12 protein-coding genes are annotated in these 14650 nt (G+C 53.0%); 6 read left to right on the top strand and 6 right to left on the bottom strand.

The genetic code is table 11. From position 1 onward, the window contains the following. Genes AL515_RS13065 through AL515_RS13055 form a run of 3 tightly spaced genes read right to left on the bottom strand, consistent with a single transcriptional unit; the run spans position 1 to position 6450 of the window. A complete protein-coding gene (locus AL515_RS13065; RefSeq protein ID WP_061067936.1) occupies positions 1–2160 on the bottom strand; it encodes a virulence factor SrfC family protein in 2160 nt (719 codons plus the stop codon). Further along, the gene (locus AL515_RS13060; RefSeq protein WP_048212586.1) at positions 2157–5135 is read right to left on the bottom strand and encodes a virulence factor SrfB; all 2979 of its coding nucleotides are present in this window, start codon (positions 5133–5135) and stop codon (positions 2157–2159) included. Before AL515_RS13060 ends, AL515_RS13065 begins: the two co-directional genes overlap by 4 nt. Positions 5136–5139: 4 nt before the next feature. Further along, complete coding sequence (locus tag AL515_RS13055; protein ID WP_061067935.1) at positions 5140–6450, bottom strand: SrfA family protein; 1311 nt, start codon at positions 6448–6450, stop codon at positions 5140–5142. Between the two features lie 282 nt (positions 6451–6732). Here AL515_RS13055 and AL515_RS13050 point away from each other — a divergent pair, with 282 nt between their 5' ends. Together AL515_RS13050 and AL515_RS13045 are read left to right on the top strand one after the other, a co-directional pair. Next, positions 6733–8331, top strand: a complete 1599-nt coding sequence (locus AL515_RS13050; protein ID WP_061067934.1) for an ABC transporter substrate-binding protein — start codon at positions 6733–6735, stop codon at positions 8329–8331. 17 nt (positions 8332–8348) lie between these two features. Continuing rightward, on the top strand, positions 8349–8582 hold the full coding sequence (locus AL515_RS13045; protein WP_048211611.1) for a YdcY family protein: 234 nt from the start codon (positions 8349–8351) through the stop codon (positions 8580–8582). A gap of 77 nt (positions 8583–8659) precedes the next feature. On the opposite strand, the gene AL515_RS13040 is transcribed toward AL515_RS13045, so the two are convergent. Then, positions 8660–9109 (bottom strand): DMT family transporter, encoded by a 450-nt coding sequence (locus tag AL515_RS13040; protein ID WP_048211612.1) that lies wholly within the window; start codon positions 9107–9109, stop codon positions 8660–8662. Beyond that, positions 9106–9624: a GNAT family N-acetyltransferase gene (locus AL515_RS13035; protein ID WP_048211613.1), complete on the bottom strand. Its 519-nt coding sequence runs from the start codon at positions 9622–9624 to the stop codon at positions 9106–9108. Before AL515_RS13035 ends, AL515_RS13040 begins: the two co-directional genes overlap by 4 nt. A gap of 37 nt (positions 9625–9661) precedes the next feature. Between AL515_RS13035 and AL515_RS13030 the strand changes: the two genes are divergently transcribed. The 4 genes from AL515_RS13030 to AL515_RS13015 all read left to right on the top strand — a co-directional run bounded on the left by AL515_RS13030 (position 9662) and on the right by AL515_RS13015 (position 13026). After that, complete coding sequence (locus AL515_RS13030; RefSeq protein ID WP_048211614.1) at positions 9662–10237, top strand: helix-turn-helix domain-containing protein; 576 nt, start codon at positions 9662–9664, stop codon at positions 10235–10237. A gap of 69 nt (positions 10238–10306) precedes the next feature. Continuing rightward, positions 10307–11341, top strand: coding sequence for an NADP-dependent oxidoreductase (locus tag AL515_RS13025; RefSeq protein WP_101742165.1), 1035 nt, complete (start codon positions 10307–10309; stop codon positions 11339–11341). 265 nt (positions 11342–11606) lie between these two features. Beyond that, positions 11607–12668, top strand: a complete 1062-nt coding sequence (yncE, locus tag AL515_RS13020) for a 7-bladed beta-propeller protein YncE (protein WP_061067933.1) — start codon at positions 11607–11609, stop codon at positions 12666–12668. A gap of 136 nt (positions 12669–12804) precedes the next feature. After that, complete coding sequence (locus AL515_RS13015; RefSeq protein ID WP_043016274.1) at positions 12805–13026, top strand: YgdI/YgdR family lipoprotein; 222 nt, start codon at positions 12805–12807, stop codon at positions 13024–13026. Positions 13027–13070: 44 nt separating this feature from the next. On the opposite strand, the gene ansP is transcribed toward AL515_RS13015, so the two are convergent. Further along, positions 13071–14513, bottom strand: a complete 1443-nt coding sequence (gene ansP, locus AL515_RS13010) for an L-asparagine permease (RefSeq protein WP_061067932.1) — start codon at positions 14511–14513, stop codon at positions 13071–13073. Positions 14514–14650 lie beyond the last annotated feature (137 nt).

The raw sequence follows: 14650 nt of genomic DNA, 5'->3' as shown, positions 1-14650 counted from the left end.
TCAGGGGGCCAGCAGAGCGACTAATCGCAGTCTGTCGTCTTTGGTTACGTCCAGGGGATGCTGGTATCCCACGTTTTCATTCGCACGGGTGTACAACGCAACCAGCCAGTCGTAAACGTGTCGGCTTGCACCGTGCTGCGGCTGCTCATCCAATTGAGTCAGGCGCGACATCGGTTGTTGTACTGGCGCACTGAAAATAGCCGCACCCTTGAGGATCCTGCTGGCAGGGCGTTGATCCTCTGCAACGTTGGCGTAGCCGAGCCAGGTAATAAAATCACCGATATCGGCGTGTAACTGCGCCCCGCAGACATTCTCTCGCTGCATAATCTGCTGAAGGCGTTGAGGCATCTCCAGTCGATAGCTGGTAGTGATAAGAATGTCGGCTACCTGTCTAAGCGTTCGAGGATCAAGCCGCAATCGGCGCGCATTATTGTCATCACGACACCACTGACGCACATGGTTGATCCACATTTTGTGCGCCTGGTATCCGGTCTCTTTGCTTTCGGATGCATGCGACGGTTCCCGGACGTCGGCAAACAGGTCAATCTCTTCATTAAAGAGTCCACTGACTTGTTCTTCACGTGGCTGCTGGATACGCAGCAACGACTCAAAGCAGCGCATCGGTGGTAGTAACCCCTCCAGGAGTTCACCATGCTTTGCTGCCTGGGCCTGAAGCTGGCGGATCACTGTCTCGCTGGAGTCTGGCACGCTTTCGCTGTCGTTAAGCCAGCTCATCAGCGCCTCACGAACACGCTGTTGATGCTGTTCATGCAGGGACGTTAATCGCGACTGGCGTTGTTGAGCGGATGTCGCTTGCGACAGCCATTCAGCAAGGCGCAACAGGCTGTGTTTATCCAGTGCCTGCAATGTTCCCCAGCGCAACCCGGGCTTGCCCATTAATTGCTGCACGGCCTCATCAAGGTTTTGCTGTGTGCTAAAACGAGCATCTTGTGGCGTAATGGCCCACACAACCCCCGGTAATGCCGCATCGTGTACGGGTTGGGTATCGTTGGCCCAGCTCATCAGCTTACGCGTGATGGTCGGTGTCTGCGAGCGTGAAGACACTGCGTTGCAGATCAGCAGGACATCGGGTTGCAGATGCTGGCGGTAATGTTCCAACATCCAGCCTAATTTGGCCCGCCACAGCGGGTTGGGGTGGGCATCCGGTGCGAGGGGAATATCGAGCAGGTCGACGTTTTCCAACACCGAGTCTTCGACAGTCAGCACCAGTTCACGCGTCAGCAGCGCCAGCGATTCCAGCGACAGACTGACCGCGTTAAGCAACTGATGGTTTGCAACAGGATGAACCACCACATCGCTTTGCGCGTCATTCCCGGTTAATGCGACCTGGGTCAGGAAGCTTTCGGCGGGCAAGCCAAAATGATCGACCAACAAACTCAGCGGTGCGGCTAGCTCGTGCGCCTGTCCGGTTTGTTGCAAAGTATGCGCTAATGCCAGCCATTGCTGCGTTAACTCTGGTTGTTCTCCCCACAACAGCGCCCAGGCGTGAGCGCGGGTGGTTAGATCCAGCGCCGGCAGCAATGTAGCAAATTGATGCCATAGCGCATCATCAATTTGCTGCTGATTTGCAGGAACACAAGAGCGCCAAAAACGGCCGATGGCGGCTACGTCATGTGCCGTGATGCCCTGAACCGGATGACGTTGACGCAGCGTTTGCCATTTTTCTAACCGGGCTTCAATAATCGATTTTTCAACCTGGCGGCTGTCAGGCATTGCGCAAAACTGCGTGATAAACAGCTGTACCAGTTCCGCTTCACTCAGTAGGCGCAGACGCAGAGGCCACTCGCTATCAACGGGATTGTCTTCACGCGTAAAGCGGATCGCCATATTGGTCGGCGCATGGCCCGGATTGATATGCGAAAAATAATCAAAACTGCGATCCGGTGTAGCAATATTCAATTTCCCACTGGTGTTGCTGCACAGTGCGGACAACAGATGTGCTTTTGCTGGCTGTGAATGACCGTACAGACCCACACAGCCACGCGCTGAAAACGCCGTATTCAGCGCAGACTCAGTAACCGCGGCGATGGTGAGCTGAGCGAGCAGGGAATCCGCTTCATCATCAAGACGCGCTGCGCGCTGGCGTGTGTCATTCACCCATTCGATGGCGGCTTGTGCTGTGTTAAACATCTTACTCATTTCAGGTACACACTCCCGCTATCAATCCAGTAATGGCTGCCGCTATGGCGACGATCTGCCAGTGTATTCAGTTTTAACGTTAGGGCATTGGCGGCAACGGGCGTGCCATCCTGTAGCCAGGCATCACTGAGAACGAAAAATTCCGGCCCTGTCTCTTTGCTGCCGCCGCGCAGTTGCAGCCGTACATTTAATACGCCGTCACCGGCAATCGTTTTTGCCAGCTCAGCGGAATTGATGCTCAGCGTATATAGCGGGGTGGCTGGCCAGCGGCTGTTTGCTAACTGGCGAAAGCCCAGCGTCACGTTGCCGCGCAGCGGGAAGTGCAGACGGGTATCCAGTTTTGCTCCAGGTTTATCCAGATCGATGTCGTGATACCAGATATTCTCATCGCGCAACGTATTGACCGTATTATCCAGTACGCCAAGGTAGCGGACCGTCGAATACGCGCCGATATCCGCAGCTTTAAAATTAAAGCGCGGCAGGCGTAAATCCAGCGCCAGGCTACACAGCATCGCGCCAACGGCAGCGGTAGATTTTGGATTGCCGATACGCCCTTGCTGGCTGAACGGATACCACTCATGTACGCGATAGCTGTCCATCCAGATCATGCGGTTGACCGGAACGGGTTGCAGATGGCGGATTAGCGCCTGAACCCCCGGCAAACAGGCGGGTCTGCCAGTGACTAACAAAATATCGCAACGATAGTGGGAAATCGCTTCGCAAACGGCGTGCAGAGGGGATGTCAGGGTAAATTGCCCTGCCAGCAGCGCTTCTTGCAACTGCCTGAACTGTACCTGCAACGGAACGCTCAGCACATCAAAAGCCGGTGAACCAGACGGTAAAGCATGATCGATAGCCTGCTGGATATAGTTCATCACATTGCGTGTCGGGCGCTGAGAAAGCAGTTCGCCAAAGGTGGCGTGCAACCCCGCTACGGGATCGTTAATATCGCTTTGCTCCCAGGCACTGAGCACCGCATGACCCAGTGGCATAAAGAGTTGCAACGCGGTTTGTTGTCGCAAAATAGCCTGAGTATCGATTCTCCCGGAATCACCAAACAGTGTGGCCAGCAGCGCGGCGGCATCGGTCACGCCAGCTTGTTGTAAGCGGGTTTGCAGGGCGGGCAGTATGCAGCGTTGTATGACATCCAACAACATGTCGTCCCCGGCGACTTTGAAGCCTTCACGAAACAGCAGATGCGGGGTGATTTTGACATTCGCCCCAACGCCGTCATCCAGTTGATAATGGACCACGGCCATATCCGTCGTGCCGCCGCCAATATCGATGGAGGCGACGCGCAGTGCACGACCTTTAACTTCACCGGGTTCTGGCTGGCGGTCCGGACGGGCGAGGGCGTTAAAGAACGATTCTGTGTGCCCGTCATAGTGTGAAATCGCTTCGTTATACAGCCAAACCAACTGTCCGCAGCTGGCCTCATCCCACTCCATCTGGATCTCAGGTACGGGAACAACGCTCTTTTCTTGCTGTTTGCGGGTGGTGAAATCTTCGTCCTGCGGGTGCCAGCCCATTGCTTTCCAGACCAGCGCAATGGCTTCAAACATACGCAGACGGAAGATCTCTCGCTCCTGTTTTGGCATGGCTGACGGCAGAGTGAGGATCAGCGTGCGCAACTGGCGTGGAGAGGCCGGGAACCCGAGACGCAGCCGTGTCGCTACGCTGTTAATTTGTCCCAGCGCCTGGGCCAGAATCTCGCACAACATATGCGTCATCAGCGTGCTGCGGCTGTATTGTGGTGAGAACACCGGCAGCCGGTCATCTTGCGGCAGGCTGAACAGCGGCTGACCGTCATCGTTCATCAGATTCATCAGCGGGAAGGCGGTAGCCAGCGGCTCGCGCTGCGTTTTACTGTTCATCTGGCTAAAGCGCCAGTCGTGTAAAACGGGGGTTTCATCCCATAAGTACCGGCGTGGGCTGGAGATCCCACTACTGCCTTCCGTTCCCATACGCTGCATCGCCAGCTTACGGGCTTCATCCCCAACGCGGACAATCGACGGCCAGATAAAGGCATCATCGCGGCCACTCTCAACGGAGAAATGTTGCTTACCAAAGCGCGCCTCGGAAAACTCCAGTCGGCTGGTGAACAGGGGATCGTTGAGGAACTGTGGTTCACTTAATGAACGCACCTGCAATTCAGCCGTCTGACGCAAACCGTCATTGGCATCGCCATGATCTTCAATCAACACGCCGCAGGTATGGGTATTGCCAATATCCAGAATCAGATCGACAGGAATCGCGGGCGTGCTGAGCGTATGGGTCACCAGCTTCACTTCCGGGACGGAAAGTTGTTCGCCTAACAGGGTCAACAAATTCAGCCAGTGCGCCTGGTATTCAAAGTTGCGTAGAGCTTGTTGGATCTCCTGCTCTGAACGGTTTTCTTGCTGTGTGACGTGCTGCAAAAAGGACTCGCGTAGCCAGCCATCAATCCACGTCTGGTCGAGGAAATCTGCGATCTCATTATCGTGCCAGGCCAGCGCAAATCGCGTGCCATTCAGCAGATCGTTCTCATTGGGCGTCAATGCTGCCGGGGCTTCAGTCAACTGACTGTCCAGCGCCACCGTGACACGGTGAGTATTGCCGGCACTGTCCGGCTGTGCGAGTTTTCGCACCTGGACGCGCGCCCAGTTATCCGGGCCTTCAACAAATGTGCGGGGCGGGTTAAAACGCAGGAACGGCAGCGGCAACCAGACACCGTCAAGTACGTCCAGAGAATAATGCAGCGTCTGCGTGCTTTCCGGTTTCACTACTTCGGGTTGGCCACCGGTATTACCCGGCAGGGTATAGCGTCCCGACGCCAGATCAAAATCCAGACGCAGTAGCGGACCGTTTGCCGTTTTGCGAACAAAACGACCGTGGTGCGCAGATTCCTGTGGTGTCAGCCCAAAATCCAGAAATTGCACACCGCTATTGGCGATGAGCGTTACGCTCTGTTTGTAATCACACAGATTCACCAACATAAAATCAGGCACCTATCTTTTTGATCGTCAAAGGGATTTCCGCGTGTTCGTCATAACGTGCGGTACAAGCTGCGACGTCGTTTGTTCCTGCTTTGCAGGTGATTTCAGGCATTGGGTAACGCGAACCGTCCGTGCAACGGGCATTCCCGCGACTCTTAATCATTAATTCGCCCGATTGATGCAGACCAGAGAAAATTTCGGCGCGGCAAACGATATTGTCGCCATGCACGACGCGCGCAGTGCCCTTATTGGCCTGGATCTGATAGCGCAGCGATGGGGCTTTACCGCTGACCGGATCTTTTATATCGACCAGCACACGCCAGTTGCCGTTAAGAAAACGTGTTGTACCTGCCTTCATCTGGTTGGCATCCATTACCAGCGCATCTTTCGGGATGGCGGCTATCACCACCGGTCCTTCTACGGGCTTCTCTTTTTTCACTGGTGGAATAACGTCAGCCCGATGCAGCGGCAGCGAAGGTGTTAGTTCAGGCAGCGGTTTACTGTCTACCTTTGCAACGTCAATGGAGGCAACCGCAGGTGCGGGAGATTCCGTGTGTTGTTTCCACAATAGCGGCCCTGCAATGGCGGCAATCACTGCAGCAGCAACGGGCAGGCTCCACAGCGGCAGGCGTCGCGTAGACTTACGCTGTACTGGCGGCGGCGCAATCTCTGGCTCACTTGCAATGACCGGGGGTTGTGGTTCGGGTTCAGCGGGTTTCGGTAGCTCAATAGCTGTTGTCAGCAGCGGGGTATCGGCCTCGGCGAAAGTGATTTCCGCCGGGATTTCTTCGACTTCCGGCTCCGGTTCAGGTGCCAATACAACCGGGGGAACGTCGGTATGACGCAGGCAATCGAGTACATCGTCACGGGTGTTTTCATTCAGATTGACGAAGCCCCAGAACGTAATGACGGGCTTGCCATCAACCAGGAACACGTGGTTCTCACCTGGAAACTGGATGGCTTTGTCGAGAAGTGAACCAAACAGTTGCAGAGAAGTTTTACCCGATTGCAGGCTTTTCCGGCTCAGTGCCGCGGCATTCTCCAGCGTACTGGACAGATAGCGCAGAGCCCGAAAACGCGCATCTTCATCAGCGGCTTTCCACGCGACAGCCTTTCCTTCAACCGGGGAATACCAGTCCACCCGATCGCCACTGTCGTTAACTTGTGGTATTGCCAGACAGTCCGCCATCGCCTGTTGTTTACGCAGACGAAGCGTTTCACGAATTTGTAGTGCTGAATCAAACACGGCCTGACCACCGCCACCCACGGCCTGATAGTCATCCAAATTGCCGCTGCGCAAGAGAGTTTTTGCCACGTAATTGCCCCTTAGACTTCTTCACACATCTACTTTACGGGGAATAAAAGTAAACAAACGTTGGAAGAGAGGCAAAAAGGAGCGAATTTTCATGGCATAGAGTATTGGGAAAAATCTTGACGTTTTGAAAAAGACTTAAGGTAAATTATTTCACCTGCGATGATGAATTAATCAGCGAAACCTGCCAGATTAGAATAACCTGATAGAGATTTGTTATTAGTGTGTATTTGCCAGCTATGCTCTGATAGACGAGTAAATAATAAAAGAAGAAGGCTTATAACCATGATTGCAAGGAAAACGCTGCTCGCGCTGGCACTCAGCGCCGTCTTACCAACAGGCGCTGCATATGCCGCCAGTACTGATACCATCGTTTACTGTTCTGAAGCATCCCCGGAATCATTTAACCCCCAAATAGCCAGTTCAGGTCCGTCGTTTGTCGCCAGTTCACAGGTGTTGTACAACCGATTGATCAACTTCGATCCGGTCAAAAATACTCCGGTCCCGTCTCTGGCAACGGAGTGGATAATTTCCCCCGACGGCAAGACCTACACATTTACCCTGCGTCAGGGCGTGAAGTTCAATAGTAATAAGTTCTTTAAACCTACCCGTGATTTCAATGCTGATGACGTCGTTTTCTCAGTATTACGCCAGAAAGATGCCGATCATCCGTACCATAAGGTTTCACAGGGTAGCTATGAATATTTCAACGATGTTGGCCTGGACAAACTGATCAAAGAGGTTAAAAAGGTTGATGATTATCACGTTCAGTTTGTTCTGAACGAACCCAACGCTGCATTTCTTGCTGACTGGGGGATGGATTTTGCCTCTATTCTTTCGGCTGAATATGCCGACGAGATGCTGAAAAAAGGCACACCGGAAAACGTCGATAACTGGCCGATTGGTACCGGGCCTTATGTTTTGCAACAATACAAGCAGGATTCACAAATCCGCTATCTGGCCAACCCGAACTACTGGGATGGTGAAGTTCCAACGAAACATCTGATTTTCTCCATCACACCAAACGTACAGACGCGACTGGCGAAACTGCAAACCAACGAATGCCAGATTATTCCCGCGCCAGCACCGGTGCAGTTTGATGAAATTAAAAAGAACAAAGATCTGACGCTGCATTCGGTTGAAGCGCTGAACGTCGGTTATCTGGCGTTTAATACGGAGAAAAAACCGTTTGATAACGTACTTGTGCGCCAGGCGCTGAACTATGCGACAGATAAAAAAGCCATTATTAACGCGGTCTTTTTAGGTTCCGGAACGGTGGCGAAATCGCCAATCCCGCCGAATATGATGGGCTTCAATAAAGACCTGAAAGATTACGCTTACGACCCGCAGAAAGCGAAAGAGCTGCTGAAGAAAGCGGGGCTGGAAAACGGTTTTGAAGCGACACTGTGGTCTATGCCGGTGCAGCGCCCCTATAACCCGAACTCTCGTCGTATTGCTGAGATGATTCAAAGCGACTGGGCAAAAGTTGGTGTGAAGGCGAAAATCGTCTCCTGGGAATGGGGGGAATATCTCTCCGGGATGCGTAAAGGCGAGCACGATACTGCGTTGTTTGGCTGGATGTCAGATAACGGTGACCCGGATAACTTTGCCGATGTTCTGCTGGGTTGTGACAGCATTAAAACCGGATCAAACGCCGCGCGCTGGTGTGATAAAGAGTATAATTCGCTGGTTCAAAAGGCGAAACTGGTGAGCAAACCGCAAGAGCGCGCCGCACTTTACCAGCAGTCGCAGGAAATTTTCTATCAGCAGGCCCCGTGGATTGCGCTGGCGAATGGCAAAACCTTCTATGCCACACGCAGCAATGTCAGCGGATACAGCGTTAGCCTGATGGGCAGTGATTTTTCAAAGGCGAAATTAAATTAATGAGTTAAGGAGGGAGTATGTCGCATCTGGATGAGGTCAGCGCACGTGTTGATGCCGCCATTGAAGAGAGCGTCATTACGCATATGAATGAATTGCTGATTGAGTTGAGCGATGATGTTGCGTTGAGCCGGGAAGATCGTTACACCCAGCAACAACGTTTGCGTACGGCAATTGCACATCATGGGCGCCAGCATAAAGAAGATATGGAAGCGCGTCGTGAGCAGTTGACCAAAGGCGGCTCTATTCTTTGATATTTCCTTGCCGGATGGCGGTGTTCACACCTTATCCGGCGTTCTGTAGGCCTGATAAGCGAAGCGCCATCAGGCAATTAAAACGAACGTCTTGCCACCAGCCAGGCACCCACAACCAGCAATATCGCACCGCATACCGGACCCACCAGCGCGCGAAGCGGTACACCCTGGCTACGCAGAATATCCAGCACCAGACCGCCAATAAGCTGGCTGGCGACCAGCACCGCGATGGTGGTGGCAGCGCCTACGTTTTGGTATCCGCTGATACTGGCAAAAACAAAGAACGATCCCAGTAAACCCGGGATTAATGTCCACCAGCGCACGCTGGAAACCAGTTCGCCAAATCCCGCCGCACCTTGTTTAAACCATAGTATGCTGACAAACAAGACGATCCCGACCAGTGAGTTAAGCAACATAGCAATAAGGATTGTCGAGGACGTCTGGGTAATGCGTACCATCAAAGTGTTTTGCACCACCAGACCAATACCTGCGGCAATCAGAAAGGAGAGGGTCAGCGTCTGGTTCATCCACGCGCATCCGGTTCGCTGCGGTCGTCTAACTGTAGCTGCATAAAAGTCAGATCCAGCCAACGACCAAATTTAGTCCCGACCTGGGGCATCTGCGCGGTAATATTGAAACCCAGCGTGCTATGCAGGTGGAGCGATGCCTGATTGTGCGACTCAATTCCTGCCACCATGACATGCTTGCCACACGCGCGCGCTTCTTCAATGAGTCTGCTGAGCAGCCTGCGCCCCAGTCCTTTTCCCTGATGTTCCGGGTGCACGTACACTGAATGTTCGACGGTATGACGGAAACCGTCAAAGTTGCGCCAGTCGCCAAAAGAGGCGTACCCCGTGACGACGCCATTCTCTTCACTTACCAGTACCGGATACCCCATCAGTTGGCGAGCCTCATACCAGGAGATGCGGTTTTCGGCATCGACCGTTTGATCGTTCCAGATAGCGGCCGTATGCAGTACGGCGTGATTGTAGATTTCTGCGATGGCGGCGCAGTCGTCTTTGCTGGCAAATCGAATTGACATGTTGAACCTCAGGGGTTGTTCACTATAGTATTACAATATGAATACTATTGAAGACAGCATAAATCAACGGATCAGTGCAAGAATTCGCATTGAGCGGGAATCTCGCGGCTGGTCGCTGACGGAACTTGCCGAACGAGCAGGGGTCTCGCGGGCGATGATCCATAAAATAGAACGTGGAGAGAGCAGTCCAACGGCGACGCTACTGGGACGGCTTTCCGGTGCGTTTGGTATCAGCATGTCGACGCTGATTGCCCGAGCCGAAATGCAGGAGGGTAAACTGCTGCGTTTCGCCGACCAGCCGGTCTGGCACGATCCGCAAAGCCATTATTTGCGCCGCCACGTATCTCCGCGCAGCGATCTGCCTATCGATCTGGTGCAAATCGAATTACCGGCCGGCAGTGATATCCCGATGCCCGCCTCTTCCTACGTGCAGGCCCGACAGCTTCTCTGGTTGCAGCAGGGCGAATTGGTGTTTGTTGAAGGTGATACACGCCATGAAATGAAGGCAGGGGACTGCCTGGAGCTGGGGCCGCCAAATGACTGTCGGTTTATCAATGAAACCGCGCAGTCCTGCGTTTATCTGGTTGTGCGGTTAAACCACGCTGGCAATTAATGTGAAAGCATCACAGAGATAGCGCGTCTACTATTGATGGATTCATGCCAAAAGCTGAGGAGAACATCAATGGGTCAACAAATGCAACGCAATCGTCGCTGGGTTCTGGCGTCACGCCCGCATGGCGCACCGGTGCCCGGTAACTTCCGTCTGGAAGAAGAGGCCATCACCCCCCCCGGTGACGGAGAGGTGTTACTGCGTAACGTCTACCTCTCACTCGATCCCTATATGCGTGGGCGTATGAGTGACGAACCGTCTTATTCCCCCCCGGTTGAGATTGGCGCAGTGATGGTGGGCGGCACGGTCAGTCGGGTCGAGGCATCGAATCATTCGGATTTTAAACCCGGTGAATGGGTGTTGAGCTATAGCGGCTGGCAGGACTTCGCCATCTCAAAGGGTTCTGATTTGGTAAAGTTAGGCGATCATCCTGAGCATCCTTCCTGGGCGCTTGGTCTGCTGGGTATGCCGGGCTTTACGGCGTATATGGGGCTGCTGGATATTGGCCAGCCCAAAGCCGGTGAGACACTGGTTGTTGCTGCGGCAACCGGACCTGTTGGCGCAACCGTGGGCCAGATCGGTAAACTGAAGGGCTGCCGGGTCGTTGGGGTAGCTGGTGGGGCAGAGAAATGTCGCCATGCTACTGACGTGTTGGGCTTTGATATTTGCCTCGATCATCATGCCCCCGATTTCGCACTCCAACTGGCACAAGCCTGTCCGCAGGGTATCGATATCTATTATGAAAACGTCGGCGGTAAAGTTTTTGATGCTGTTTTGCCGTTACTCAACACCTCCGCGCGTATTCCGCTGTGTGGTCTGGTGAGTGGTTATAACGCCACATCACTGCCGACGGGCCCAGACCGTTTACCGCTGCTTATGGCCACGTTACTGAAAAAACGTATTCGCTTGCAGGGCTTTATCATTGGTCAGGATTATGGTCACCGCATTCATGAATTTCAGCGAGAAATGGGGCGCTGGGTCCAGGAAGGCAAGATCCACTATCGCGAGCAGGTCACTGAGGGGCTGGAAAATGCACCGGAGACGTTTATCGGTCTGCTGACCGGTAAAAACTTTGGCAAGGTCGTAATTCGGCTTGCTGAAGAGTGATACGGAGGGGTTAAAGACGGTAACAGCCGGATGGCGTCAACGCCGCCATCCGGCAAGCGTTGTAGAGCCAATCTGTCTGAATATTGATTTCGCCGCAAGCGAGTATTCATAGAGAAAATAAGCAGGTTTTCACCGAATGTGAATAAACACTCCACTTTGCGATAAATAATGATTACTATTCTCATTCTTAAAAAGGCAAAACCATGATTTTGCTCATTGAAGCTATGTGAAGCAGTAACAACTGAATTTATCAAAGGGAGTCGTCATGTCTTTACGTCATCTGTTTTCACCGCGCCTGCGTGGTTCTTTACTGTTAGGTTCACTGCTGGTTGCATCATCATTTAGCACGCAGGCTGCGGAAGAACTGCTGCGCAAAGGCGTAGGTAAAGGCGCCTACGAAATGGCGTACAGCCAGCAGGAAAACGCACTGTGGCTGGCCACCTCGCAGAGTCGTAAGCTGGATAAAGGTGGGATAGTTTACCGTCTTGATCCGGTGACGCTTGAAGTGACTCAGGTTATTCATAACGATCTCAAACCGTTTGGCGCAACCATCAATAACGCGACGCAAACGCTGTGGTTTGGTAATACCGTGAATAGCGCGGTGACGGCGATTGATGCGAAAACCGGTGAGGTGAAAGGGCGTCTGGTACTGGATGCGCGTAAACGTTCTGAAGATGTCCGTCCGCTGCAGCCTCGTGAACTGGTCGCCGATGACGCCACCAACAAGGTATACATCAGCGGAATAGGTAAGGAGAGCGTGATTTGGGTCGTGGACGGTGAGACTGTCAAACTTCAGGACACGATTCAAAATACCGGTAAAATGAGCACTGCACTGGCCGTCGACAGCAAGGCTAAACGCCTGTATACCGCCAATGCCGATGGCGAATTCATTACCATCGATACCGCCACCAACAAAATTCTCAGCCGCAAAAAACTGCTGGACGATGGCAAAGAGCACTTCTTCATTAACCTGAGCCTGGATACGGCAGGTCATCGTGCGTTTGTCACTGACTCTAAAGCAGCGGAAGTGCTGGTTATCGATACCCGTAACGGCAACGTGCTGGCAAAAGTTGCCGCGCCGGAATCCCTGGCCGTACTGTTCAACCCGGTGCGTAACGAAGCTTACGTGACCCACCGTCAGGCCGGTAAAGTCAGCGTGATCGACGCGAAAAGCTATAAAGTGGTTAAAACCTTCGATACCCCGACGTTCCCAAACAGCCTGGCGCTCTCCGCCGATGGTAAAACCCTGTACGTTAGCGTGAAACAGAAATCCACACGCGAGCAGGAAGCGACTCAACCGGACGATGTTATTCGTATCGCCCTATAATTATTCGGAGGGGGCAACCCCTCCTGTCATTTCTCTATACTCCACGATACGCCTCGTTACACCCCATCGGTAGCCTGACAAACTTCAGAGACTTACACTACGCCCTCAACGGCTAACTGAATAACACGGGAATACCATGAAAAAGCCATTAATCTGTCTTTGTGCGGGCGTAATGCTGTTTACGCTGGCAGGGTGCACCACCGATTACGTCATGACGACGAAAAGCGGACAAACGATTACCACCCAGGGCAAACCAAAACTGGATAAAGATACGGGAATGACCAGCTATACCGATCAGGACGGGAATGCGCGGGAAATTAACAGCAATGATGTTGCTCAGCTAATTGAAGCAAACTAAGTCGCTCAAACGGGTAGGCCAGAAATCTGACCTACCTTAAAGCGTTATGGCGCGGTACGGTGGATTTCCGCGACGCGTTTACGTACACCAAACCAGCCAGCGACCAGCAGAATGGCAATCAGCGGTAATGAGGCGATAGTGTAGGTCCCATTCGGATAGTCAAACGCCATCAGCACCAGCACAGCCAGTAAAAACAACAGTGTTAACCAGGACGTAAACGGCGCACCGGGCAGTTTGAAGTGAACGTCTGCCGCTTTGCCATCTTTAATGGCCCGACGCAGACGCATCTGGCACACCATAATGAAGGCCCACGATGCAATGATGCCCAGCGAGGCAAAGTTAAGCACGATCTCGAATACCTGCGAAGGCACCAGATAGTTGAGGAAAACCCCGACGACGTACACGACAAGCGTGGCAAGTATGCCAGCATAAGGTACGTGTTGACGGCTCATTTTGGCCATAAATTTGGGCGCGGAACCGCCCATCGACATTGAGCGCAAAATACGACCAGTGCAATACAAACCCGAGTTGAGGCTGGAAAGCGCAGCGGTAAGCACCACGATATTCATAATACTGCCAATATAGGGAACGCCGAGTTTGGAAAAGAAGGTAACAAACGGGCTTTGGCCTGCCTGATAGGCATTCCACGGCAGCAGCATGACCAGTAACACCACTGAACCCACATAGAACAGGCCAATTCGCCAGATAACGCTGTTAATCGCTTTTGGCACCATCGTTTGCGGATCTTTGCACTCACCCGCCGCAGTGCCTACCAGTTCAATGGAAGCAAATGCAAAGACGACGCCCTGTACCAGTACCAGCGCTGGCAGCAGGCCATGCGGGAAAAAACCACCGTTGTCGGTGATCAGATGAAAACCCGTGGCGTTACCATCGAGCGGTTTTCCCGTGCCTAAAAAGACAGTCCCGACGACCAGGAAGATAACGATAGCCAGCACTTTGACCAGTGCAAACCAGAACTCCATCTCCGCAAACCACTTTACGCCGATCATGTTCATGGTGCCGACAATGGCCAATGCGCCGAGGGCAAACACCCATTGCGGTACGTCACCAAATGCGCCCCAGTAGTGCATATACAAGGCCACGGCCGTGATATCTACGATTCCGGTCATCGCCCAGTTGATGAAGTACATCCAGCCAGCCACATAGGCCGCTTTCTCACCTAAAAATTCGCGGGCATAAGAGACAAAGCTGCCGCTGGAAGGGCGGTGTAAAACCAGTTCACCGAGTGCCCGCAGAATGAAGAATGAAAAAATACCGCAGACCAGATAGACCAGTGCTAAAGCGGGACCGGCCATTTGCAAACGTGCGCCAGCCCCTAAAAATAACCCGGTACCAATAGCACCGCCAATGGCGATCATTTGTACCTGCCGGTTACCCATCGCTTTGTGATACCCCTCTTCGTGAGTATTCAACCAGCGTCGTTTCGCCGCGTGTTGTTCCGCGGCTTGCGTGTTGTGTTTGTTCATTACGTTTCCTGTTAACCTGACTAATTTACAAAATCCTTTTTGCCGCAGCAGTTGCGGCGAAAACAGCGTTTACGAAACCCTTCATTGTGTTACCGCGGGAAACTGTCGGCCGAGCATCCTACATTCAATTGAGAAGT

It is taken from the genome of Citrobacter sp. FDAARGOS_156, from assembly GCF_001559235.2.
Lineage (GTDB): Bacteria > Pseudomonadota > Gammaproteobacteria > Enterobacterales > Enterobacteriaceae > Citrobacter > Citrobacter youngae.
The sequence above is the reverse complement of the archived record's forward strand: the minus strand, read 5'-3'. Positions and strand labels throughout refer to the sequence as shown.